The following is a 23,086-nucleotide window of genomic DNA, read 5'->3' as shown; positions in this document are numbered from 1 at the left end:
CCGTGCCGGATATCGTGAGCGGCAGTGACAGTGGGACAAGAGAGGTTTGCGGTGTCGCACGTGTCGGACGAGGGACGGCTCATCGCCGGGCGGTACCGGCTGACCGAGCAGATCGGCCGGGGCGGCATGGGCACGGTCTGGCTGGCCGCCGACGAGATGCTCAACCGCCGGGTCGCGCTCAAGCGTCTGCACGAGGACTCGCGGTACGCCGACGACGAGCTGGCCCTGATGTACGAGCGCACCCGCCGCGAGGCGCAGAGCGCCGCCCGCATCGCGCACCCGAACGTGGTCGTCGTCCATGACGTCGTCGAGGACGACGGGCTGCCCTGCATCGTCATGGAGTACGTGCCCTCCACCACGCTGGGCGGCCTGCTCAAGAGCAGCGGAACCGTTTCGCCCGAGGAGGCCGCCCGGGTCGGCCGGGGCATGGTCGGCGCGCTGCGGGCCGCCCACGAGGCAGGCGTCCTTCACCGTGACGTCAAGCCGGGCAACGTCCTGCTCACAGAGGGCGGCCGGGTCGTCCTCACCGACTTCGGCATCGCCACGGCGACCGGCACCAGCACCCTCACCCGGACCGGCGAGATCGTCGGCTCCATCGACTACATGGCGCCGGAGCGCATCCAGGGCGACACCCCCGGGCCCGCCTCCGATCTCTGGGCGCTCGGCGCGACCCTCTACCAGGCGGTGGAGGGACAGCCGCCGTTCCGCAGGCTCACGCCGGTCGAGACGGCGTACTCCATCGTCACCGCCGCCCTGGAGCCGATGAAGCAGGCCGGCCCGCTGGAGCCGCTGATCACGGCCCTGCTGGCCAAGGACCCGGCCGAGCGGCCCTCGGCGGAGGAGACGGAACTGGCGCTGCGGGCGGTGACCGAGGACACGGAACCGCGCACGTGGACGGCGTCCGCCTCGATGCCGACACCGGGACAGGTCCCGGATTCCGGCCGTACCGGTGGCACGCGGCGGGGGACCGGTGCCGGAAGGGCGGCCCCCGGAAAGCCCCGCGGGCGCGGGCGCCTCACCGCCCTCTGGAGCGCGGTCGCGGTGATCCTGGTCGCCGGGGGCACGGCGGGCGGTGTCTACTACGCGAACTCCTCCGGGGACGACGGCACGCGCAGCGCGGGCCCGGCGACGAGTCCCACCCCGGCCTACGCGCCCTCGCCCGTCCCCGACGGCTACCGCCTGGTCACCGAGGAGGGGCTCGGCATCGCCTTTCCGGTGCCGGACGGCTGGACGCTCGACAAGCGGACGTCCGACGGGGTCGTCTACATCGACGAGACCCGTCTGGCCAGCCTCAGCATCGGCATGGTGGACCCCGCGGGCGACCCCCTGGCGCACTTCAGGGACATCGAGGCGAACACGAAGCTCAACTACCCCGGGGGCAAGTACCGCAAGCTCTACATGCAGCGCACGACGTACCGGGGCCAGAAGGCCGCCATCTGGGAGTTCACCTTCGAGGGCCGGGCGCGCGTCTTCCACGCCATCAACCTCGGCTTCGGGCAGGAGGGCGGCCGGGAGTACGACATCTATGTCTCGGCACCCGAGAAGCAGTGGGACACCTACCGGCCGGTCTTCGACCGGGTGCGGGAAGGGTTCCGCACCACGTCCTGAGGTCAGGCCGCCGGCTTCAGGCCTCGTCCGTGTCTTCGTGTGCGTGCTTGAGGCGGGTGCGTGCGTCCACCCGGTCCGGTCCCGTGACCTCCGCCCAGAAGCGGTGGCCGCTCACGAACACCGCGAGCTCGTGCTCCCGCCGCCGCAGTTTCTCCACCTCGGCCTGTTCGTCGGCCGACCAGCCCGGCGACGCGGGGCGCTCCACCTTGCGCCAGCCGCCGGTGTCACTGAAACCGTCCAGCGGCTCGACCGACCAGGGGAGCCGCTTCAGTAGGGCGGACAGCTCGGCCCGGACCTGATGCAGCTCCTCCTGACCGGCCAGGAGGTCACTCGGGAAGTCATAGGTCGTCGCCACGCGGCAATGGTACGCCTGTTCGATTTTTGGATGCGAGTTCCTCCGGGGACTTCCTCCCTGTCTTCACGCGGACGAGTGACCGTGCCGGCTGTGCCGGGGAGAGCGGGTCAGCGGCCCCCGGACGCCAGCTCCCGCACCACCCGCGCGGCCACCGGTACGTCCACGCCGTGCCGTTCCGCCGCGCGCAGCAGGGCTCCGCCGACCGCGTCCAGCTCCAGCGGGCGGCCCGCCTCGGAGTCGCGCTGCATCGACGACCTGGTTGCCGGGGGGAAGCTGTCGTAGCGGGCCAGGGCCTGGGCGGGGTCCGCGGGGCCACCGCAGGCCAGGCTCACCGCCGCCGTCTCCTCGACCAGGGCGGTCAGCTCGTCGCGATGGCGGGTGCGGACGTCGCCCAGCGGGAGCCCGTACAACGTGGTCAGCAGGGCGAAGGGAGCGAGGAACGACATCTTCGCCCACAGCGCGGCCGCCTCGTCGGGCAGGACGCGGGTGGCCGGTCCCGCGGCCGTGAAGGCGGCGGAGAGTGCGTCGAGACGCTCGCGCGGTACCGGGTCGCCGGCCAGGTCGATCTCCACGAAGGGGCTCGCGTGTTCGATCACGCCGGGTGCCGTACGGGTCGACTCGACGCGGATCACGGCCGGGGCGACGCGGTCGTCGCCGTAGCGGGCGCGCAGTGCGGCCGGGTGTTCGACGCCGTTCAGGAACGGTACGAGCAGGGCGCCGCCCAGCGCCCTCGCCGGGACGCGTTCCAGGGCCGCGTCGAGGCTCGTGTGCTTGACGGCTACGAGGACGGCGTCCACGGCGCCGACGGGGCCGGACGCCTCCGGCAGCTCGGCCGCCGCGTCCACCTCCGCCGTGAACCCGCCGAACTGTCCGCTCCGGACGCGGATGCCGCCCTCGCGGAGCGTCCGCGCGGTGTCGTCCCCGGCCAGGCAGAGCACGCGGTGGCCCGCGCGGGAGAGCAGGGCGGCGAGGAGGCCGCCGACGCCTCCGGGGCCGAGTACCGCGAAGGCGAGCGTGTCCCGACGTACGGCTGCGGGTGTGTCCGTCTGCATGTCTGATCGAACCTCTCCTCGGTCGGCCCCTGACAGGTGGCCGCTTCGCGGAGCATGATCGCAGCCGGTACGGGCGTACCGCGCGCGCCTTTCAGCATGCGGGCGGCGCGGACCGTCCCGTACGCGCGAGACTGGTCGTATGTGCCGCAGCATCAAGACCCTTCGTCCGCCCGTGCTCCCCGAAGAGGCCACCGAGGAGGACATCCGGGCCGCCGCCCTCCAGTACGTCCGCAAGGTCTCCGGCTTCCGGGCGCCGGCCGCCCACAACCGCGAGGTCTTCGAACACGCCGTCGACGTCATCGCGACGGCCACGGCCGAGCTGCTCGCCGGGATCGAGGTTCGCGGCGGGGGTGGTGGTACGACGACAGCCCGGCACGCGTTCTAGAAGGCGCGTCGGGCTGCAGGGCTCGCGCGCTCGGCTGGTCTGGCTGACCGTCCACTTCTGGCTGTCACCGGTGCCGCAGGACCATCTGCGTGCCGTTGGTCGTGCCCGCGCGGTAGGCGTCCAGGCAGAGGCCCGCGTTGACGTTCGTGATCGTGGCGTCGGTGTTGACGTTCCACTTCTGGTTGTTGCCGCCGTGGCAGTCCCGGATGACGACCTTCGTACCGTTGGCCGTGCCGCTGTCGTAGGCGTCCAGGCACTTGTTGCCGTACACCACGAGTTCCTTGCGGGAGGTGTACGTCCACGCCTGGTTGGAGCCGCCGTTGCAGTCCCGCAGGCCTGGGTGCCGTTGGTGACGGTGTTGTTGAAGATGTCCAGCCAGTGCCCGGACTGCTCGCCGACGACCAGGTTGCCGTTCGTCCCGGGCACCGGCTGGACGGCCAGCGTGCCCAGGGTCGGGCCGTTCGTCACGGCGAGCGTGTTCGCGGCGCTCTTGGAGAGGGCGACCTGGACGGAGATCGTGCCCGGGGTCGACCCGGTCGGCGGGAACGACACGGTGGTCGCCGTCTGGCCGTTGACCTTGGGGGTCGCGGTACGGGCGGTGTTCGTGTTGTTCGTGTACGTGAAGTCGGCGACCGTTACACCGGTGTTCGCCGCGCTCACGCCGGTGTAACGGGCGGACGAGTCGGGCTCGTACGCGCTGCTCGCCGCCTCCGTGCCGTCGGTGATCGTGGCGCCGCCGACCCGTGGCGCCACCTACCCGTGCGCGCCCGCCACCCGGGGGCGGCGCATCAGGAAAGCCGCCCCGGCGCCCGCGCCGAACAGGGCCGCCACCGACACTCCTGTCGCCAGCCAGGTCCCGCCCAGCAACTGGCCGCCGAAGTAGCCGAGGGCGACGCTGTATGCCGCCCAGGCCAGGCCCGCCACGATGGACCAGGGGAGGAACTCGCGCACCCGGCGGTGTGCGGCGCCCGCGCCGAGGGAGACCACCGAGCGGCCGGCCGGGGCGAAGCGGGCCACCACGACCAGGATGCCGCCGCTGTGCGCGAGAGCCTGGCCGAGACGTTCCTGCGCGCTGGTCAGGCGCCGGGAGCGGGCGATCGCGCGGTCCAGGCGGGCCCCGCCGTGCCAGGCCAGGCGGTATGCCACCAGGTCGCCCAGGACCGACGCCGTGGCCGCGCACAGGGTGAGCGCGAGGATGTCGGGGACCTCCTCCGGCACCTGTCCGGTGGCCGCGCCCGTGCCGGCGGCGGCAGCCGTGGCTGCCATGATGACCAGTACACCGCTCGGCAGTACCGGCACCAGGACGTCGAACAGAACGGACACACCCACCAGGGCGTAGATCCACGGGGTCCCGGTCAGGGACCCCACACTCTCAAGCACCGCAGACTCCCCGAGACTCCCCCGTCGGCCCGATCCGTGCCGCTACCTCGCGGGGGAGCGGTGGGCGGCCTGTCACAGCCATACAGCGTACGCGGGGGGTCCGGCTGGAGATCCACGGGGGGCTCATGGGTTCGGCACACGATGTTCACCCCGACGTACTCCGGTGCCCATCCCCGGGATGCGGGGATGGGCACCGGTGACGCATGGGGCAGGGTGCATCGGTGATCAGGCCGCTACCGGCGTCCTGTCCCGGGATGCCTTCGTCGTGTCCGACGAGCGCTTCGCGAGGAAACGGTCCACGCCGAAGGCGCCGGAGCCGGTGAAGACCAGCAGGAAGAACGCCCAGCAGAAGGCGGCGGCCAGTTCGCCCTGGTTCTGGATCGGCATGAGGGCGTTCGGCTGGTGGACATCGAAGTACGCGTACGCCATCGCGCCCGAGGCGATGAACGAGGCGGCGCGGGTGCCGAGACCCAGCAGGACCAGGCTGCCGCCGACCAGTTCGATCACGGCCGCGTACCAGCCGGGCCAGGTGCCGGCCGCTACGGTCTCCCCGCCGCCGAGGACTCCGAAGAGCGAACGGGCACCGTGGCAGGCGAAGAGCAGGCCGACCACGATCCGGAAGAGGCCGATGGCGTAGGGCTGAGCGTTGTTGAGGCGAGCGGACATGTGGGGGATGTCTCCTTCGGTCGAGGGCCGTTCCGTCGGAGGACGGATCGGTCCTGGGGGCGGAACCGAGCGGGTAATCCACCGTAGGGCGCCCTAATCAATGCTTGCAAGTTCAACATTTAGCCACTGCTTTGCCTTCTGAGGAGTCTCTGCCTGCCGTTCCGACTCGCCGATTACCGCACGTGGAACCGCTCTTGAGGTCATGCGCAGCACCGCCCGCGCAACCGCGTCCGCGTCCGAAAGTGTGACCGAATCCACGCCAGGTCGAGCCCCGGCCGCCGTCACCCAGTGCACGCCCTCCGTGGGCACTCCGAACACCAACCGCCTTTCGTGTGGCCGACCTTGACGGTTCATCAGCAGATACGGGCGGGGGGTCACGTCGAGTCCGCCGGTTTCGTAGCCGTCGATCATGTGGGGCCTCGCCTCGCCCGTCCTCAACAGCCGGGCGAGGAGCGGGTCGGCCGTGCGGCGCAGGTCGGGTTCCGGCAGCCGTGCCTCTATGAGCGAGGTCACGCGTACGGCCGAGCCCGGCACGTCGGGGGAGTGCGCCACCCAGGCCCCGTCCTCGGCCCGCAAGTCGAGGCGGGGCCCGAGTACCTCCACCACGCCCGCCGCCATCAGCGCCGTCAGCTCCTCGACGCGTCGCCGGGGCGGCCCGATGGACAGGAAGGCGTTGAGCGGGGTGTACCAGCGGTCCAGGTGGTCCCGGCGCGAGCCGCCCGGCAGCCCGCCGTGGTCCACGATCAGCCGCAACTCGTTGCGCAGGTCGCGCAGCACGTCCTGGGCCGCTTTCACGGGCCCGTCGACATTGCCCAGCGCGGCCTGGGCGGCGTCCTCGCGGAGGTGGGCGAGCAGCCAGTCCCGCCAGGCGGCGGCGTCGGGGAAGACCTGTCCGGCGTACGGCCGCGACATCCGCTCCCAGGACCAGCGGTCGGCCTCCGGGATGCCGAACTCGTCGAGCACGGCCGCTTCTTGGCCGCCTCGGTGCGGGGCGGCGAGGAAGCGGTCCCGGAAGCCGCTGAGCAGGGGGCCCGCCAACTCCCGTGTCCGCAGCAGGGTTTCGTAGTAGACCGTCTCGACCTCCTTCGCCAGCAGCGGCCATATCTCCGTGCGGAAGTCGGGTGCCTCGCCGGAGTCGGCGCGTTTGCGGAAGTCGGATATCACCTCGTCGGTGAGGACGCGCGGGGTGTGCCTGCCGTACGGGCCCTTCGCGTTGTCGCCGCGTGCCTGGTACGGGATGCCGCGTCGCGAACCGGCGTAGAGCCGCGGTTCACGTCCCGAGGGCAGGTAACACAGCCCACCCGCACCGGACCTGGACGCGTCCCGCACGAAACGGCCGCCGCGGCCCGTTGTCAGCAGGGTCAGATGGTCGAAGAAGTTGAGGCCGAGGCCGCGCAGCAGGACCGGTTCGCCGGGGGCGAGCGTGGAGAGGTCGACGTCGGCCGGGTTGGCCGGCGGAATGTGGCACAGGCCGTGCCGGTCGGCGTACGCGGTGAGGTGTCGCTGTTCGTCGTCCGGGACGAGGGGGAGGTGGCCCTGGGCGAGAACGACGGCCGAAAGGCCGTGCAGGGTACGGCCGTTGTCGAGGGTGAGGATCTGGCTGCCGTCGGGTGCGTCGTCCAGACGGGTCGCGCGTGCCGGGTACGTCTCGACGTGCACGGCGGGCGGTGCCTCGCGCACGACCTTCGCGAACACCCACTCCAGGTAACGCCCGTAGTGGGCGCGGGTCGGGTAGTCGTTGGGCCCCAACTCGCCTTCCTCACCGCCGTGTTCGTCGCGCGCCCACTCATGCAGGCTCGGGCCCGGCCGGACCGGGCCCGAGCAGTCCACGCTGTCGTCGGTGAACAGGGTCACCTGCGAGGCCACCGTGTTCATCAGCAGCCGGGGCGACTGCGAGGTGCGCCAGACCCGGCCGGCGCCCGGCGGTGCCGGGTCGACGACATGGACCGTCAACCGGGCCCCGGGCGGCAGGAGTTCGGGCGCGGAGGCACAGAGGCGTTCCAGCACGCTGGTGCCACGCGGCCCGGCGCCGACCAGGGCGACGGACATGGACAGGGACCCGGGGGTGATCCCAGAGGCGGTCCTGGACGGCTTGACGGTCGCTGGAGACAAGGGGGTCACTCCCGGGCGTGTGGGGCGCGATGGCAGCAGACCGCCCGCCGGAAGCGGACGGTCCGCCTCATCATGCCGTCGACGACCGCACGGGCCGAGCACCGGGGACGTGGGTCGCTCCCGGTGTGGGATGCCTCACCCGCTCAGCTTCGACTCCGTGAGCGTCTCCAGCTGTGCGCCGCTGCCCTTCTCCCCCCGGACTCGGTCGAGTCGCAGCCCGGCCGAACGGCCGCGCAGAGTCAGGGTCATCAGCATGTTGCCGAACCAGGGGCCGCCCGTCCTGCGCCAGGAGACCGGCGGAGGCGGGACCCGGCCGTGCCGGGCGAAGCGGCGGCCCAGGGCGCGGCCCAGGCCGCTCCAGCCGAGGCGGAAGCCGACCTTTATGTGGACGGGGATGGCGTTGTGGACGGGGGAGCAGGTCAGCTGGAGGACGCGCGAGTCCGGGCGTCCGGCCTCGGGCCAACTGGGCTCGGCCGCGTAGGCGTGGTGGACGTCTCCCGACAGGACCAGCACCGTCGCCGGGGCCTCGGGACCCGTGCCGACCTCCGCGATCAGATCGGCCAGGTCGGTGAACGAGGTGATGAACGCCGCCCAGTGTTCGAGGTCGGCCCCTCGGCGCAGTTTCTCCCCGAACCGGGCCCAGCGCTCGCCCCGTTCGCCCCGGCACAGGGCCGCGTCCCATGCCTCGGCGTCGTGCACGAGGTGTGGCAGCAGCCAGGGCAGCGAGGTGCCGATGAGGAGATGGTCGTACGAGCCGGGATCCATCAGCGCCTGTTCGCGCACCCAGGCCGCCTCGCCCGGGTCCAGCATCGCGCGGCTGTCCTCGTCGAGGACTCGGGCCGCCCTGCTGTCGACCATCAGCAGGCGTACGCGGCCGAAGTCGCGCCGGTAGCTCCAGCGGACCGAGGCTGAGTCGGCGTCAGCCTCGGCGGCGAAGGCGCGCAGGACGTCCGTACCGTCGGGGTTCTCGCGTACGGCCGCGTACAGCGGGTCGGTGGCGAGTTCGGCCGGGGTGAGGTTGCCCAGGTGCTGGTGCACCCAGTACGACATCAGGCCGCTCTGCAGCCGCTCGTGCCACCACGGGGTCTCCCGCATGTCGGCCAGCCAGGACGCGCTGGTGTTCCAGTCGTCGATGACGTCGTGGTCGTCGAAGATCATGCAGGTCGGGACGGTGGAGAGGAGCCAGCGGATCTCGGGGTCGAGCCAGGACTCGTAGTAGAGGTGGGTGTACTCCTCGTAGTCCGCGACCTCGGCGCCCGGCGGTTCGGAGAGGTCGCGGCGGGCGGCCAGCCATTGGCGGGTGGCGTCGGACACCTCGTCGGCGTACACCTGGTCGCCCAGGAGGAGCAGTACGTCCGGGCGTTCGGCCGTGGGGTCGGCCGCGATGCGCGCGGCCAGGGTGTCCAGGGCGTCCGCGCCCACCGGGTCCTTCTCGCCGGCGGCAGGCGCCGCCCAGCGGCAGGACCCGAAGGCGACCCGGAACGCGTCACCCTCTCCTTCGCCCCCTCCGTCTTCGGCGGTGCGGATGACGGAGGGCGGCAAGGGCGAGCCGGGCAGCGGCCACACGCGGACGCCGTCCAGGAACACCTCGTACGGTGTTGTCGTGCCCGGCGTGAGGCCGGTCACCGGGATCAGGGCGTAGTGGTGGCCCGCGACCTGGAAGGTCGGGGCCTCCCCGCCGGCGCCGTCCGCGCAGCGCGTCTCGGCGATGCAGGGGCGGCTCGCCTCGACCCACACCGTCGCGGACGAGCCGTCGGCGTACCTCAGCAGCGGTCCCAGGCGAAGTGTCGCCACGTGATCACCCTCCTCCGTCGCACCGTACGGTACGGACGACGGGGGAGGGCGGGGAGGTTCCATGTATGGTGCATTTTGTTGGTGGTTCACCGGCGGCCGGTCAACGGCCCGTCAGTGGCCCGATCGGTAGCCCGATCAGCAGACCGTCGTAGCTCGTCAGGCAGTCCGTCGGCGATCCGTCGGCAGTGGGTCGACGGGCGCTCGGTGGGTGATCAGCAGCTGGAGAGGTAGCTCGTGAGCGCGCTCTTCTCGGCCGAGTCGACCGAGAGGTCGTAGTAGTACTTCACCTGGACCCAGGCGCGGACGTACGTGCAGGTGTACGCGGTGCGCGAGGGCATCCACTCGGCCGGGTCCTTGTCACCCTTCGACTGGTTCACGTTGTCGGTGACGGCGATGAGCTGCGGACGGGTCAGGTCGTTGGCGAACGCCTGGCGGGTGGCGCTGCTCCAGGAGTCGGCGCCGGAGTCCCAGGCCTCGGCCAGCGGGATCACGTGGTCGATGTCGACGTCGGAGGCGGCGGTCCAGGTGGCGCCGTCGTAGACGGAGTACCAGCTGCCGCTGGTGGCGGCGCAGGCGGAGCTGGTGACGACGTTCGTACCGTCCCGCTTCAGGACCGTCTCACGGGTGTTGCAGGTGCCGGAGATGGTGATCCAGTGGTTGAACAGGTCGCGGTCGTAGCCGGTGCGGTCCTCGGTCGCCACCGTGAGCGAGGCGAGGTAGGTGCGGGCGGTGGCGGCGCTGACCGGGGTGGGGAGAGCGGCGGAGGCGGTCGGACCGTTGAAAAGTCCGACCGAGGCTATGAGTCCGGTGAGCACGGCCAGTATGCTGAGCCGTCGACGCGCGTAGAACTTCGGCATGCGAACTCCCTCGGGGGATGGGGGTGTTGAACGCGAGCGACTGAATGGTTGCGTCGCTGGATTGCCGTGAGATGTGCGATCGGTAAGAAGTTAGTGACGTGGGCATGACATGACAACCCTTCGGGGTCGGCTATCGTGGACGGCGCAGAAGGGGAGTAGCTCTTCGCCGGACCGTCGACATACTGCTCAGCTCGTCTGAGCCGGCGCCCGGAGGCAGGTTCCGCACGGACTGTGCGACCGGCCAGCGAGACCTTCGGCAGAGCAGCACATACGTGTTACGTGTGCTGCCGTGCCGAGGTGTCGCAGCGCGAGCAGCGCGAAGTCATCACACTCTCGGTGGGGCAGCCCGACCGATTGAGGAACCTTGATCAGCATCAGTGTCACGGCGCTCGTCTTCGGCGTCGTCTTCCTGGCCGAACTCCCGGACAAGACCGCCCTCGCCGGGCTCGTCCTCGGCACCCGCTACCGCGCTTCATACGTCTTCGCGGGTGTCGCCGCCGCCTTCGTCGTCCATGTCGCGCTGGCCGTCGCGGCGGGAAGTGTCCTCACGCTGCTGCCGCAGCGGCTCGTCCACGCGCTGACCGGCGTGCTCTTCCTGGGCGGGGCCGCCGTGCTGATGCTCAAGAGGGGGGAGGGTGAGGAAGAGGTGCGGCGGCCGGAGAACCAGTCGTTCTGGAAGGTCTCCGGGGCCGGCTTCATGCTCATCCTCGTCGCGGAGTTCGGCGATCTCACCCAGATCATGACGGCCAATCTCGCCGCCCGCTACGACGACCCGCTCTCCGTCGGCCTCGGCGCGGTGCTCGCGCTGTGGGCGGTGGCCGGGCTCGGAATCGTGGGTGGCCGGGCGCTGATGAAGCGGGTGCCGCTGGAGCTGATCACCAAGATCGCGGCGGTGCTGATGCTGGGGCTCGGGGCGTGGAGTCTTTGGGAAGCGGTGGCTGGGTAGGGGTGATGGGGGGTCGGGATGGGGGTGGTCCCAGGTGGCCGGTTGGTGAACGGTTGCCCAAGGCGGTAGCGGGAGACGCCTTTTCTTTTGTACCGTGTAGGAACAAAGTGGCTCCCGCCCGTTCTCCCTGACCGGCGGGCGGGGCCGCCTTGGTCCCGCATCTGTGCTTTGGAGCCTGCGAATGACGGTCCCCACCGTGCTCACCGCCCGCGCCCTCCTCCTGGACATGGACGGCACCCTCGTCAATTCGGACGCCGTCGTCGAGCGCATCTGGCGGCGCTGGGCGGACCGGCACGGACTGGACGGCGACGAGGTCATGAAGGTGGTGCACGGACGGCAGGGCTACGCCTCCATGGCCGTACTGCTGCCCGGCCGGCCCATGGAGCTGAACCACGCCGACAACGCGCGCATGCTCGCCGAGGAGACCGCCGATCTGGTCGGTGTCGTCGCGATACCGGGCGCGCCCGAGTTCCTCGCCTCCCTGCGTGGGCTTCCGCACGCCCTGGTGACCTCCGCCGACGTCGGTCTCTCGACCGCGCGGATGGCCGCGGCGGGGCTGGGGCTGCCCGGCGTCCGCGTCACCGCGGAGTCGGTGGGCGCGAGCAAGCCGGACCCTGAGGGTTTCCTGAAGGGGGCCGCCGAACTGGGTGTCGACCCTGCCGACTGTGTGGTGTTCGAGGACTCCGGGGCTGGGATCTCGGCGGGGCGCTCCGCGGGGATGCGGGTGGTGGGGGTTGGGCCGCGGGCCCACTCTCACCGGCCGGATGTGGTGGTGCCGGATCTGACGGGGGTGCGGGTCGAGAGGGGGGAGGGCGGGGAGGTGCGGGTGGTTGTCAGGGGGGCCGGGGTTTGAGCACAGGTCGTGTTTCCCAGCCGCCCACCCGTCCCGGCACGATTGCCGGGCGCCCTCGAACCCCTGTTGCCGCCTGACGCCTTCAGCATCGGCCGGCACCTCCAGCGCGGGCGTGTCGTTCAGCCCGTCCGGCGTTTGAGGGCGAGGCCCGTTCAGGGCCGTAGGGAGGTCTGGGGGCGCAGTCCCGGCGATGTTCACGCCGACTCCGGTGCCGGATACCTGCACAGCCCGCGCAGTTCTACGGCTCTGTCGTCTCCGATTCGAGCCGCTCCCGCGTGGTCCTGTCGTACACCCCCAGCTCGTTCGCGTCGATGCCGCGCGTCGTCTGGTACGTGGTCACCGCGTTCTCGACGTTGTCGTCGTAGACGCCGTCGGTGTCGTTCAGATAGAGGGCCAACTGCCGCAGCCTCAGCTGGAGTTCGAGAACCTCGTCGCCGTTGTCGCCGGGGCGCAGGATCGGGGCGCTCTCCTCGTCGTCTCCGGGAGCCGGGGTGATCGTGCCGGTGGCCTGGGCGGTCGTCGGGGCCTGGGTCGGGGCGGCCGGCCTGGACGGGGTCGGGGAGGGGGCCGCCCGCGGGGGCGAGGCGGTCGGGCTCGCGCTGCGGGACGGGGTGGGGGTGGGTGACGCCGACTTCGACGACGTGGGACTGCCGGACGGGGTCGGGGACGCCGCGCTGGTCGTCGCCGCCGGCACACTCTCCCGTACGTCCTGGGCGGACGTGCTGTCCCGGGACGGCTTGTCGTACGTGAACATCCCGCCGGCCAGTCCGCCCGCCGCCAGAACGGCGACGACGGCTCCGGCGACACCGAGAAGGAGGACCCGGGGGCGGTTGCCCGACCCGCTCGGCGGCTCGTCCTCGGCGGGGTGGGCGGGGTGCGGGGGGCTGCCCAGGGGCTGCTGCGGTACGGCGGCCATCGCCGCGGTGGAGGCCTCGTCCGGCCAGTCGTTCTGCGGGACCGCAGGCATCGGCATCGTGGCCTCGGCCGCCGGGTAGGTGGCCGCCGGGTCCTCGGGTGACGAGGACGACGCGGGTGTTTCCGGGGTCAGTTCCACGTACGGGCGTATGCGCAGCGGGTCGAAGTCCTCCGCTGCCGCCGCCTCCGCCGTGCGGTTCTCTATGTGGGCGTCCGCCGCACGTTCGGCGCAGGCGCAGGAGGGCGTGTTGTCGGCTCCCCGGGGTGCGCCGCACTCCGGGCACACATGCCCCTTCGGATCGTTCACTGCGCGTCGGTTCCTTCCCCGTACGAACCCCCGTACGAATGCCAGAGATTATCCAGAACTCCTTCACACCTTCTCCCGGAAGCCCCCGGAATCCGGGGTTCCGCCGAATCTCGTGAGGATTCGACAGGCCATAACCGGTCACACCGACCACGATGGGGGTGTTACGAGAGTCACAGGAGGACTTCATGGCCGGGGAAGCGCGCGGTAGGACGGGGGACGTGGCGGACGAGCGGGCGGCGACTGCCGCACCCGAACAGGTGCCCGGGAACGTGCTCGTCTCCATCGGCGCCCTGCTGCTGGGCATGCTGCTCGCCGCTCTCGACCAGACCATCGTGTCGACCGCGCTGCCGACCATCGTCAGCGATCTCGGCGGAATGGACCACCTGTCATGGGTGGTCACCGCCTATCTGCTCGCGTCGACCGCCGCGACCCCTCTCTGGGGCAAACTCGGCGACCAGTACGGCCGGAAGAAGCTGTTCCAGGCCGCGATCGTGATCTTCCTCATCGGCTCGGCACTCTGCGGCATGGCGCAGAACATGCCCCAGCTGATCGCCTTCCGCGCGTTGCAGGGGCTCGGCGGCGGCGGGCTGATGGTCCTGTCGATGGCGATCGTCGGGGATCTGGTGCCGCCGCGTGAACGGGGCCGCTACCAGGGCCTGTTCGGTGCCGTCTTCGGCGCGACCAGTGTGCTCGGCCCGCTGCTCGGCGGGCTCTTCACCGAACACCTCAGCTGGCGCTGGGTGTTCTACGTCAACCTCCCCGTCGGCGCCGTCGCCCTCGCCGTGATCGCGGCCGTCCTGCGCATCCCGCGCCGGTCCGAACGGCACGTCATCGACTACCTCGGCACCTTCCTCATCGCCTCCGTCGCCACCTGTCTGATCCTCGTCACCTCCCTCGGCGCCTCCTGGGGGTGGGGCTCTCCACGGATCGTGGGCCTCGCGGTACTCGGGGTCGTGCTCGCCGTCGCCTTCGTCCTCGCCGAGCGGCGGGCGGCCGAACCCGTCCTTCCGCTCAAGCTGTTCCGGCTGCGCACCTTCACCCTCAGCGCCGTCATCAGCTTCATCGTCGGCTTCGCGATGTTCGGCGCGATGACCTATCTGCCGACCTTCCTCCAGGTCGTCCAGGGCGTCTCCCCGACCATGTCCGGCGTGCACATGCTGCCGATGGTGCTCGGCCTGCTCGTCGCCTCCACCGTCTCCGGGCAGATCGTCAGCCGCACGGGCCGCTGGAAGGTGTTCCCCATCGCGGGCACCGGCGTCACCGCCCTAGGCCTCCTCCTGCTCCACCAGCTCGACGAACGCAGCTCCACCGGCGAGATGAGCGCCTACTTCCTGGTCTTCGGCCTGGGCCTCGGTCTGGTCATGCAGGTCCTGGTGCTGATCGTCCAGAACGCCGTCTCGTACGAGGACCTGGGCGTCGCCACCTCCGGCGCCACCTTCTTCCGCTCCATCGGCGCCTCCTTCGGAGTGGCCGTATTCGGTACGGTCTTCGCCGGCCGCCTCGGCGACAAGCTCACGGACGCCTTCCGGGGCGTACAACTGCCCGCCGGGGTGTCGGTGGACGCGCTGGAGTCCGACCCGCGCGGTATCGCCGCCCTTCCGTCGGCGCTGCGCCCGGCCGCTCTGGAGGCGTACGCGTCCGCCATCACCGACGTCTTCCTGTACGCCGCCCCGGTCGCCGTTCTCGGCTTCGTCCTCGCCTGGTTCCTGCGCGAGGACCGGTTGCGCGGCTCGGTGACCGCGCCCGACGTCACGGAGACCCTCGCCAGCAACCCGGTCCAGCGGTCGTCGTACGACGAGGTGTGCCGTGCGCTGTCCGTGCTCGGCACCCGGGAGGGGCGCCGCGAGATCTACCGGACCATCACCGCACGGGCCGGCCTCGACCTGTACCCCGCGGCGAGCTGGCTGCTGCTGCGCATCCGGCGGTACGGCTGGGCGGAGCCCGCGGTGCTGGCCGAGCGCAGCTCCGTACCGCTGGGCGTGATCATCGAGGCCGCCCGGCAGGTCGAGGAACGCAGGCTCGCCGTACGCGAGGGTCCCGACCTGCTCCTCACCGACGAGGGCCGCGAGGCCGCCGAGCGGCTGGCGCGGGCCCGCGAGGAGTCCCTGGCCGAGCTGCTGGGCGACTGGTGGGGCCCGGACCGCCCCACCGACCTGGTCCAGCTGGTGGGACTCCTGAACGAGGAACTGTGCGGCTCGGACGCGGAACAGCCGCACAACGGCTCGGCGAACAGATTCAGTTGAGGCTCTCCGGGTTCTCCGGGCTCTCCAGCCCGGCCGGGTTCTCCAGGCTCTTGCGGAACCAGTGCTCGGCGTACATGTCGTCGTTGTGGGGCCCGGTCTCCGTGTAGCCCAGTCGCGTGTACAGGGCGCGTGCCTCGACCAGGTCGGCGCGGGTGTCCAGGACGAGCTGCCTGGCGCCGAGGGTCCGTGCCGCGTCCTCCGCCGCGGCCACCAGGAGCTCGGCGCCACCCTTGCCGCGCATCGCCTCGTACAGGAAGACCCGGGTCAACTCGCCGGTCGTGGCGTCGAGGAGCCGTACGCCCGCGCTGCCGGCCGGCTCACCGTCGTACCGGGCGACGAGCGACTGCCCGTCGGGCGGGGTCAGTTCGGCGCCAGGGTGGGCCGTGAGCCCGCGCTCCAGCTCACCGGGCTCCGTACGCCGGCCCTCGTGCAGGAGGTACCAGCGGTCGCTGACCTCCGTGTGGTACGCCCGCCAGAGCGCGGCGGCGACGGGGGTGTCGAAGGGTTCCGGGGCGACGGTCCAGGTCATGACCGGCATTCTCCAGAGCCGCCCTGCCCGGCGCGCAAGCGAATCGTGCCGACCTGCGGCGAGTCCGGCACCGAGCAGTTTGGGGAGCGCCTTTCGGGCAACCCGGCACCTTGACCGGCCTGTTCGGACTGTCGGTCGGGTCGGTCGAGAAGTCGGTCGAGGAAATCCGGAAGGCATCCATGTCCACAGGAGTGCTCATCGTTCTGATCGCGATCGCGATCCTCGTGGCCGTCGTCGTAGGCGCGGTGGCCCTGAACCGGCGGGCCGCGGGCTCGCACGGCCCACGGAATCTGAAACGGCGCTTCGGGCCCGAGTACGAACGGGTCGTCTCCCGTCACGACGGGGACACCAAGGCCGCCGACCACGAACTCGCCGAGCGCGTCGAACGCCACGGCGACCTGCGTGAACGGCCGCTGGAGCCCGCCGAGCGCGAACGGTTCGCGGCCCGCTGGACGGCCGCCCAGGAACGTTTCGTCGAGTCGCCGCAGGAGGCGGTCGCCGAGGCGGACCTGCTCCTCGCCGAGCTGGCCGGCGCCCGTGGCTTCCCCGACGGCGGCCAGTACGAGGAGCAGTTCGCCGCGCTCTCCGTGCACCATGCCCAGCATGTGCACGGCTACCGGCGTGTGCACCGCGCCGCCCACGAGAACCAGGCCGACACGGAGGAGATGCGCACGGCGATGATCGAGGCCCGCGCCTTCTTCGACGACCTGGTCCACCCGGGGGAAGAGCCCCGGCCGAAGTCGAGGTCTCGACTCAACAAGCTTCAGCTGAAGGGAAGTTGACTCACATGTCGGACATCGGGAACCGGGACGGGAAGCGGCCGTACAACCAGAAGCCGGACCTGGACGGCGGGAAGCCGGCCACGGAGAGGGCGGGCACGGAGCGGTCTGCTGCAGACAGGGCGACCACCGACGGGTCGACCACCGAGCGGCCGGTCGCCGAACGGCCGGCCACCGAGCGGTCGGCCAGCGACAGGGCGACCAGCGGCAGGGCGACCACCGACGGGTCGACCACCGAGCGGTCGGCCAGCGACAGGGCGACCAGCGGCAGGGCGGCCACCGACGGGTCGGCCAGCGACAGGGCGACCAGCGACGGGGCGGCCAGCGGCAGGGCGGCCACCGACGGGTCGGCCACCGAGCGGTCGGCCAGCGATAGGGCTACCGCCGACAGGGTGGGTACCGACAGGGCGGGCACCGAGCGGTCCGACGCCGGGAAGCGGGACGGTGTTCCCGTCGTCCCGCCGTCGGCCGCCGCTCCGGCCCCGGCCCGTGCCCGCGAGGCCGGGTCGGCCCACGGGACCGCGCTGCTCCCGCAGGACGAGCGGGACAAGCTGGCCCTGCGGCTCCAGCACGCCGTCACCGGGTTCGTGGACGGCCCCCAGGAGTCCGTCGAGGAGGCCGACCGCGTGCTGGAGGAGGTCACCGAGCGCTTCACGGAGGCGGTGGCGAACAGCCGCCGTACCGTGCGCGCGACCCTGCAGTCCACCGGTGACAGCGGCGACACCGAGCGGCTCCGGCTCGCCCTGCGGGACTACCGCGAACTGACGGAACGGCTGCTGCGCAGCTGAGGCGACCTGACTCCCGCCTACTCCGCCTGCCCCGCCCGCGCCTCCCGCCACTGCCGTACGACGTCGTCGACGTCGTACGGCTTCAGGCCCAGCGGGGGGCCGGGCGGCGGTTTGAACATCATGTCGCGGATCCTGGCGTTGATCTCCGTCACGATCCGGATCACCGCCCCCTCGGAGGGGGCCGTGCACGCCGCCGCCAGCGCGTCCTCCGCCTCCTTGCGCAGGGCCAGCGTCGGCGGCAAAACCGACAGCCCCTCGCGGGCCATCTTCTGCTTGATCCACCACAGTTCGTCGTACGACGTGTCACGACCGTCGGACAGCGGCTTGCCCGCGCCGGGAAGCTCGGCGAACTCCCCCCGCGCCTCCGCCTCGCGGATCTGCCTGTCGACCCAGGACTCGAAACCTACGCCGGGTGGCTTGCGTTCGGTCATGTGTCCATTGTGCCGGACGTCGCCCAACCCGAGGATCGGGCGATTTATCATGCGGCGGCGGTACGGCAACATGGCTGCCGTACAGGGACTGTTCAGCAACGACTGTTCCGCGAGGAGCGGTCGGGTCACCTTCGGTGACCGTTCAGAAGGAGCGCACGTGCTCGAACTCACCATGGCTACCGTCTCCGGGACGGACGCCGGCGCCACGGCCGGCATGCTCATGGCCGAGGCGCCCAGCGAACCGGGGGCCATCATGCGGGTGGGCCGGGACAAGGCCGTGTGCCGTCTCGCGACCCCCGACGACTGGCTGTTCGTCTCACGGGTCCACCTGGAGTTCCTGTGCGGCCCCGACAACAGCTGGCATCTCTCGTGGCTGCAGGGCTCCCAGCCCGACCCGTCCTCCGAAGTCCGGCTGGTGGTCGGCGAGTACGCCCAGACCGTGCCGTACGGGGGGAGCGTGCCGCTGCCCCGGGGCGGTGCCGGAGAGATCATCGTCCAGGACCGCACCGGGCCGCGCAGCGTCAACGTGGGCTTTTACCACGAAGGTTGAGGCTCGCAGCCGGTCAGGCGACGACCCTTGCCAGTGCGAAGCCGTCGTACCCCTTGCTGCCCACCGTCTGTACCGCCGTGCCGCTCAGCCTCGGGTGCTCGGCGATGAGCCGGAGAGCGGCACGGGTGCCGCGCACACCCGGGTCGGTGGAGTCCGCGTCGGTCACCGCGCCGCCGCGCACCACGTTGTCGACGATGATCAGGCTGCCCGTGGTGGTCAGCCGCAGCGCCCACTCCACGTAGCGCTGGTTGTTGACCTTGTCGGCGTCGATGAAGACCAGGTCGAACGGCTCGGGGTTCTCGTCCGCCAGTTTGGGCAGCGACTCCAGGGCGGGGCCCGTCCGCACCTCGGCGATGCCGTCGAGGCCGGCCCGGGCGAGGTTGCGGCGGGCGACGTCGGCGTGTTTCGCGTCGTACTCCAGGGTGATCAGCCGGCCGTCGGCCGGGAGGGCGCGGCCCAGCCAGATGGTGCTGTAGCCGCCGAGCGTGCCGATCTCCAGGATGTGGCGGGCACCCTGGATGCGGGCGAGGAGATGGAGCAGCTTGCCCTGGTTCGGTGCGACGCTGATCGGCGGCAGCCCCTCCGCCGCGCTGTCGCGCAGGGCCGCCTCCAGGGCGTCGTCGGCCGGGACCAGGAGGGCGGTGAAGTAGTCGTCGACGTCTGCCCAGCGCTGGGACTCGCTCATGAGAGTCGTGCCTTCCGCTCGTGTGTGTGCCGAGTTATTTGTAGCCCTCACGGGCGATCAGGTCGGTGATCCGCGCCCCGTCGAGTTCGTGGACCGTCTCGCCGGCCCGGGGGCGCGGGCGTGCGGCTCACCGGAGCCTGGATTTCGACGCGACCACCGTGGGGTGACCGCGACGGGCCCGGACAGACCATGGTCGGCTTCGGACGGAGGCCGTCCGATCCAGCCTGGAACCGGCCGGTTTCCCGCCTCCGCGCGGTCCGCGCCGCAATCGGGGTCGGGAACTCGACGCCAGGCCGACTATCGTCGTGCGGACAAAAGGCAGGGGTCTCTCAGGTGAAGAGGGGGTTGCTCGCGTCTCACATCGGAGGCGGTGCGATTCTCTAGGGATTCGTACAGGATGAGACGCGTGGGACCAAGCGGTACCCATGGGGTGTATGGGACGGACGGGGCGGGAGGCCTACGAGGCGTGGCAAACGCAGAGCACGGTGGTGGAGCGGGAGGTGCCTTCGGAGTGGGCGCCGCCGGGACGGCGCAGGCACGGCTGAGAGCGGCCCGCGTGGCGCTCTGGCTCGTTGTCGCCGTTCTCGCGGTGAGACAGGTGGCCGCCGTCCTCAGCACCCCGAAGACGGACCGGCTGACCGACCTGGAGACCTGGGTCGGGACCAACGGCGTCCTGCATGTGAACGGCTCGCTCTACGACTCGACCCAGTTCACCGGTACCCCCTTCGGCGGACTCGTCCTCAAACCGCTCACCAAAGCCGCCGAGCAGGCCCTCGGCTGGGGCTGGACCTTCGGCACACTGCTGCTGGTCGTCGCCCTCGGCCTGGTCGCCGCCCGCGCCCTGCCGGCACCCGTGAGCCGCCGCACCTCGCTGCTCGCCGCGCCCGTCGCCATCAGCCTGCTGATGCTGTCGCTGCCCGTGCGCAACGCCCTCCACCTCGGCCAGACCAGCATCATCCCCGTCCTGCTGGTCCTGCTCGGCTGTTTCGTCGCGCGCGAGGAACGGGCCGCCGGCGCCCTGATCGGCCTCGCGGCGGCCCTCCAGCCCACCGTGCTGCTGTTCGCGCCGCTGCTGTGGTTCACCGGGCGGCGCCGGGCCGCCGTCTCCGCCGGAATCACCTTCGCCGCCTGCACCGCGCTCGCCTGGGTCGCCATGGCGGACGACTCCTACACCTACTGGGTGCACCACATGGGCGGGGCCGGGCTCGGCGGCGCCGCCGACGGCCTCGCCAACCAGTCCCTGCACGGCGCCCTGCTGCGGCTGGGCGTCGAAGGCCCCCTCGAAATCACCCTGTTCCTGATGCTCGGCGCGGGCGTCGCCGCTCTCGGCCTGCGCCGGGCGGTGCGCTACGCCCAGGACGGCCAGCTGCTGCTGGCCGTGGCGATCACGGGCTGCGCGGCCATCGCCGTGTCCCCGACGACCTGGCAGCACCAACTGCTGTGGGTGCTCCTCGCGGTCGTCGGCCGGGTCGGCAAACGCGCCTCCGACCGCTACATGTGGCCCGTCGCCGTCGTCATCGTGATGACGCTGCCCGCCAAGATGGTCATCCCGAACATGGGCGCCCTCTACCCGGTCCGCGACAACATCGTGCTGCTGGCCGCGATCGCCGCCGCCACCGTCGTCCCGTTCCTGTCCCGGACCTCGGAGTACTACCGCGCACCGATCCCGACGGACTACGCGGCGCCGGTTCCCGCCCGCTTCGGCCGCGTCCCTCTCCTGCCCTTCATGCGCCGGGTGCTCACCCGCCCGAACCTGCTCCTCGAACTGCTGCTGATCCGGGTCACGTACGCCGCCTACCAGAAGGTTCGGCTCGCCGCGACCGGCGGCACGACCACCGGCGGCCGGTCCACCGCCGAGGCGCACGGCCATCAGATCCACGACCTCGAGAAGTTCCTGCGCATGGACATCGAGCTCTGGGTGAACCACACGGTCGTGAAGATCGGCTGGCTGCGGGACTTCTTCGACTTCTACTACACGTCGTTCCACTTCGTCGTGCCCCTGAGTGTCCTCGCCGTTCTCTACTGGCGCCGCCCGGTCGACTACCGCTGGGCCCGCGCCTCCCTCGGCTTCGCCACCCTGCTGGCCCTCGTCGGCTTCTGGCTCTACCCGCTGGCGCCGCCGCGCCTGATGCCGGGCCTCGGCGTCATCGACACCGTGAACGGCGTCCAGGACTTCTCCAGGCCGGACTACGGCACGCTCACTGAGCTGACCAACCAGTACGCCGCGATGCCGTCGCTGCACTTCGGGTGGTCGCTGTGGTGCGGGCTCGTCATCGCGATCGTCGCGCCGAAGTGGTGGATAAAGGCGCTGGGGCTGCTGCATCCGTTGTTCACCGTCTCCGCGATTGTCGCCACCGGCAATCACTGGGTGCTTGACGCTGTGGGCGGGGCGGCGGTGGTTCTCGCGGGGTTCGGGCTGTCGTACCTGTTCATGGGGCCGCGGGCCCGTGTGGTCGTCCGGGCGGCGGAGAGCAGTGGTGAACGGCCGGAGGCTGTGAAGGACCGTGCGCTGAAGTAGTTCGTGGGCCGCGGGTCGGTCGGGGCTTGTCGCGCCCACGCGGCGGAGCCGCGGACGATACGGTTCCGCGCCCCTGAAAGCGGTTTACGCGCCCTTCGCCAGACGTGCGGGCAGGTCCGGGGTCCGTCCGTGTGAGGCCGCCAGTATGCGCAGGCACTCGATCGGGTTGTCCCGTACGGCGCGGCGGGTGACCGCTGCGCCCATCGCCCTCGCCCGGCGCAGGCGGTGGTCGTGCAGGAGGATCACGAAGCGGGTCAGCGGGCGTTGTTCCTCGGGGAGTTCCGCGACGATCCGGGTTGACTCGCGGAGCGTGGCGTGGGCCGTCGCGGCCGTCGCGGAGAGCAGGGACCGGACGCCCGGGAGGTCTCGGCCGCGTTCCAGGTCCGCCCGTACGACGCCGTGCTTCTCCAGGTCGTCGGTGGGGAGGTAGAGGCGTCCGTCGCGCAGGTCCTCGGCCAGGTCGGTGAGGAAGTCGGTGCGCTGGCAGGCGTCGGCGAGCAGCCGGCAGCTGTCCGCGTAGGCCCGGCTGCCGCCGCCCGGCATCGACAGGCCCGAGGTGATCATGAGGAACGGCCAGGTGAGCTTCTCGATGTACGCCTGGTGGTCACCCTCGGTCGTGAACCCGGGGAAGTCCAGGTCGACTTGGGCGCCGATGAGGTATGAGTCCACCCAGGAGCGCGGCAGTTCACGCGCTTCGGCGGTGTGCAGGAAGGCCCGCAGCAGGGGGTGGCGGGCGATTCCCGTGTCCAGGGCGGTGCGCACCTGCTCGGCCCAGCCCTCGTAGCGACGCGTCCGCTCCGGCACGGTGCCCCGGTCGCACAGGTCGTCCGTGAACGACGCGAACGCGTACCCGGCCAGGATGTGGGGCTGGAGACGGGCCGGGATCAACAGCCGTACCGCCAGATGTCCGGCGGGTTCCCGGCTCACCATGAACTGCTTGGCCTTCAGATAGGCGGCGCGGTCGGCACCGCTGTGCACTCCCGCCGCGTCCAGACAACGTTGCCAGGATCGCACCGGCACGCCTCACCGTCGTAGTTGTAGTTGCCGTCGCAGTCTACGGCGGGTGGTGGGCGGAGGCAGGGGCGGGGCGCAGGGGTCGGCCCCTGCCTCACGTCGGGACGGGCCGGCGGCGCCGGGATGCCGCCGGCCCGAGTTTCCCCCCGGGGGGTGTGGCTAGTACCGCGGCAGGCGACGTCCGCCCCGTCGCGACTCCCGGCACGCTCCCCCACTGCCTTGAGGGCGTGGGAGGTGCCCCCACTCGCCGCACCGGCCGAAAGTCCAGGTACGTCCAGTACGAGGGCTTGCGGCCGGCACGCCGAGAGCACGCACCGGA

General features: G+C 71.4%; 23 protein-coding genes and 1 pseudogene. 9 read left to right on the top strand and 15 right to left on the bottom strand.

Features of this window, described 5'->3' with window-relative positions; all coding sequences use genetic code 11:
• Window positions 1-60 precede the first annotated feature (60 nt).
• Entirely contained in the window at window positions 61-1,608 is a 1,548-nt protein-coding gene (locus tag RB628_RS12625) for a serine/threonine-protein kinase (RefSeq protein ID WP_318320520.1), read from the top strand.
• Between the two features lie 16 nt (window positions 1,609-1,624).
• On the opposite strand, the gene RB628_RS12620 is transcribed toward RB628_RS12625, so the two are convergent.
• On the bottom strand, window positions 1,625-1,963 hold the full coding sequence (locus RB628_RS12620; protein WP_318320459.1) for a hypothetical protein: 339 nt from the start codon (window positions 1,961-1,963) through the stop codon (window positions 1,625-1,627).
• Window positions 1,964-2,070: 107 nt separating this feature from the next.
• Complete coding sequence (locus RB628_RS12615) at window positions 2,071-3,015, bottom strand: 2-dehydropantoate 2-reductase (RefSeq protein WP_318320458.1); 945 nt, start codon at window positions 3,013-3,015, stop codon at window positions 2,071-2,073.
• 139 nt (window positions 3,016-3,154) lie between these two features.
• Here RB628_RS12615 and RB628_RS12610 point away from each other — a divergent pair, with 139 nt between their 5' ends.
• Window positions 3,155-3,400, top strand: a complete 246-nt coding sequence (locus tag RB628_RS12610; protein ID WP_318320519.1) for a DUF2277 domain-containing protein — start codon at window positions 3,155-3,157, stop codon at window positions 3,398-3,400.
• 64 nt (window positions 3,401-3,464) lie between these two features.
• Here RB628_RS12610 and RB628_RS42590 read toward each other — a convergent pair whose 3' ends face one another.
• The 7 genes and pseudogenes from RB628_RS42590 to RB628_RS12580 all read right to left on the bottom strand — a co-directional run bounded on the left by RB628_RS42590 (window position 3,465) and on the right by RB628_RS12580 (window position 10,209).
• A complete protein-coding gene (locus RB628_RS42590) occupies window positions 3,465-3,734 on the bottom strand; it encodes a ricin-type beta-trefoil lectin domain protein (protein WP_412180647.1) in 270 nt (89 codons plus the stop codon).
• Window positions 3,735-3,892: 158 nt separating this feature from the next.
• A pseudogene (locus RB628_RS42585) lies at window positions 3,893-4,060 on the bottom strand (hypothetical protein); the annotation flags it as partial.
• A gap of 93 nt (window positions 4,061-4,153) precedes the next feature.
• Window positions 4,154-4,780 carry a DedA family protein gene (locus RB628_RS12600; RefSeq protein ID WP_318320457.1) on the bottom strand — a complete coding sequence of 209 codons (627 nt, stop codon included), beginning with the start codon at window positions 4,778-4,780 and terminating at the stop codon, window positions 4,154-4,156.
• A gap of 225 nt (window positions 4,781-5,005) precedes the next feature.
• Window positions 5,006-5,446 (bottom strand): DoxX family protein, encoded by a 441-nt coding sequence (locus RB628_RS12595; protein WP_318320456.1) that lies wholly within the window; start codon window positions 5,444-5,446, stop codon window positions 5,006-5,008.
• A gap of 93 nt (window positions 5,447-5,539) precedes the next feature.
• On the bottom strand, window positions 5,540-7,495 hold the full coding sequence (locus tag RB628_RS12590) for an FAD/NAD(P)-binding protein (RefSeq protein ID WP_318320518.1): 1,956 nt from the start codon (window positions 7,493-7,495) through the stop codon (window positions 5,540-5,542).
• A 198-nt stretch (window positions 7,496-7,693) separates the two neighbouring features.
• Window positions 7,694-9,352, bottom strand: coding sequence for an alkaline phosphatase D family protein (locus RB628_RS12585; RefSeq protein WP_318320455.1), 1,659 nt, complete (start codon window positions 9,350-9,352; stop codon window positions 7,694-7,696).
• A 212-nt stretch (window positions 9,353-9,564) separates the two neighbouring features.
• Window positions 9,565-10,209, bottom strand: coding sequence for an HNH endonuclease family protein (locus tag RB628_RS12580; protein ID WP_318320454.1), 645 nt, complete (start codon window positions 10,207-10,209; stop codon window positions 9,565-9,567).
• Window positions 10,210-10,573: 364 nt separating this feature from the next.
• Between RB628_RS12580 and RB628_RS12575 the strand changes: the two genes are divergently transcribed.
• Window positions 10,574-11,155 carry a TMEM165/GDT1 family protein gene (locus tag RB628_RS12575; protein ID WP_318320453.1) on the top strand — a complete coding sequence of 194 codons (582 nt, stop codon included), beginning with the start codon at window positions 10,574-10,576 and terminating at the stop codon, window positions 11,153-11,155.
• A 181-nt stretch (window positions 11,156-11,336) separates the two neighbouring features.
• Complete coding sequence (locus RB628_RS12570) at window positions 11,337-12,008, top strand: HAD family hydrolase (protein WP_318320452.1); 672 nt, start codon at window positions 11,337-11,339, stop codon at window positions 12,006-12,008.
• Between the two features lie 238 nt (window positions 12,009-12,246).
• On the opposite strand, the gene RB628_RS12565 is transcribed toward RB628_RS12570, so the two are convergent.
• Window positions 12,247-13,230, bottom strand: a complete 984-nt coding sequence (locus tag RB628_RS12565) for a peptidoglycan-binding domain-containing protein (protein WP_318320451.1) — start codon at window positions 13,228-13,230, stop codon at window positions 12,247-12,249.
• 185 nt (window positions 13,231-13,415) lie between these two features.
• On the opposite strand from RB628_RS12565, the gene RB628_RS12560 reads away from it, so the two are divergent.
• Window positions 13,416-15,473: an MDR family MFS transporter gene (locus RB628_RS12560; protein ID WP_318320450.1), complete on the top strand. Its 2,058-nt coding sequence runs from the start codon at window positions 13,416-13,418 to the stop codon at window positions 15,471-15,473.
• On the opposite strand, the gene RB628_RS12555 is transcribed toward RB628_RS12560, so the two are convergent.
• Window positions 15,466-16,011, bottom strand: a complete 546-nt coding sequence (locus tag RB628_RS12555; protein ID WP_318320449.1) for a GNAT family N-acetyltransferase — start codon at window positions 16,009-16,011, stop codon at window positions 15,466-15,468. The genes RB628_RS12560 and RB628_RS12555 overlap by 8 nt on opposite strands.
• A 170-nt stretch (window positions 16,012-16,181) precedes the next feature.
• Here RB628_RS12555 and RB628_RS12550 point away from each other — a divergent pair, with 170 nt between their 5' ends.
• Entirely contained in the window at window positions 16,182-16,784 is a 603-nt protein-coding gene (locus RB628_RS12550) for a hypothetical protein (protein WP_318320517.1), read from the top strand.
• Between the two features lies 1 nt (window position 16,785).
• Here the strand turns inward: RB628_RS12550 and RB628_RS12545 are convergent, their stop codons facing one another.
• Complete coding sequence (locus tag RB628_RS12545; RefSeq protein ID WP_318320448.1) at window positions 16,786-17,196, bottom strand: hypothetical protein; 411 nt, start codon at window positions 17,194-17,196, stop codon at window positions 16,786-16,788.
• On the opposite strand from RB628_RS12545, the gene RB628_RS12540 reads away from it, so the two are divergent.
• The gene (locus tag RB628_RS12540) at window positions 17,174-17,569 is read left to right on the top strand and encodes a hypothetical protein (protein WP_318320447.1); all 396 of its coding nucleotides are present in this window, start codon (window positions 17,174-17,176) and stop codon (window positions 17,567-17,569) included. The two genes, RB628_RS12545 and RB628_RS12540, sit on opposite strands and share 23 nt — an antisense overlap.
• Window positions 17,570-17,586: 17 nt before the next feature.
• Here RB628_RS12540 and RB628_RS12535 read toward each other — a convergent pair whose 3' ends face one another.
• On the bottom strand, window positions 17,587-18,000 hold the full coding sequence (locus RB628_RS12535; protein ID WP_318320446.1) for a DUF1992 domain-containing protein: 414 nt from the start codon (window positions 17,998-18,000) through the stop codon (window positions 17,587-17,589).
• 157 nt (window positions 18,001-18,157) lie between these two features.
• Between RB628_RS12535 and RB628_RS12530 the strand changes: the two genes are divergently transcribed.
• Window positions 18,158-18,550 carry a hypothetical protein gene (locus RB628_RS12530; protein WP_318320445.1) on the top strand — a complete coding sequence of 131 codons (393 nt, stop codon included), beginning with the start codon at window positions 18,158-18,160 and terminating at the stop codon, window positions 18,548-18,550.
• A gap of 13 nt (window positions 18,551-18,563) precedes the next feature.
• Here RB628_RS12530 and RB628_RS12525 read toward each other — a convergent pair whose 3' ends face one another.
• Window positions 18,564-19,235: an O-methyltransferase gene (locus tag RB628_RS12525; RefSeq protein WP_318320444.1), complete on the bottom strand. Its 672-nt coding sequence runs from the start codon at window positions 19,233-19,235 to the stop codon at window positions 18,564-18,566.
• A 466-nt stretch (window positions 19,236-19,701) separates the two neighbouring features.
• On the opposite strand from RB628_RS12525, the gene RB628_RS12520 reads away from it, so the two are divergent.
• Entirely contained in the window at window positions 19,702-21,753 is a 2,052-nt protein-coding gene (locus RB628_RS12520; RefSeq protein WP_318320443.1) for a bifunctional glycosyltransferase 87/phosphatase PAP2 family protein, read from the top strand.
• Between the two features lie 84 nt (window positions 21,754-21,837).
• Here the strand turns inward: RB628_RS12520 and RB628_RS12515 are convergent, their stop codons facing one another.
• Window positions 21,838-22,767 (bottom strand): phytoene/squalene synthase family protein, encoded by a 930-nt coding sequence (locus RB628_RS12515; RefSeq protein ID WP_318320442.1) that lies wholly within the window; start codon window positions 22,765-22,767, stop codon window positions 21,838-21,840.
• Window positions 22,768-23,086 lie beyond the last annotated feature (319 nt).

The organism is Streptomyces sp. ADMS (genome assembly GCF_033441795.1).
In the GTDB taxonomy this organism is placed as follows: domain Bacteria; phylum Actinomycetota; class Actinomycetes; order Streptomycetales; family Streptomycetaceae; genus Streptomyces.
Note: the sequence above shows the minus strand (reverse complement) of the source record. Positions and strands in the feature narration are given on the sequence as shown.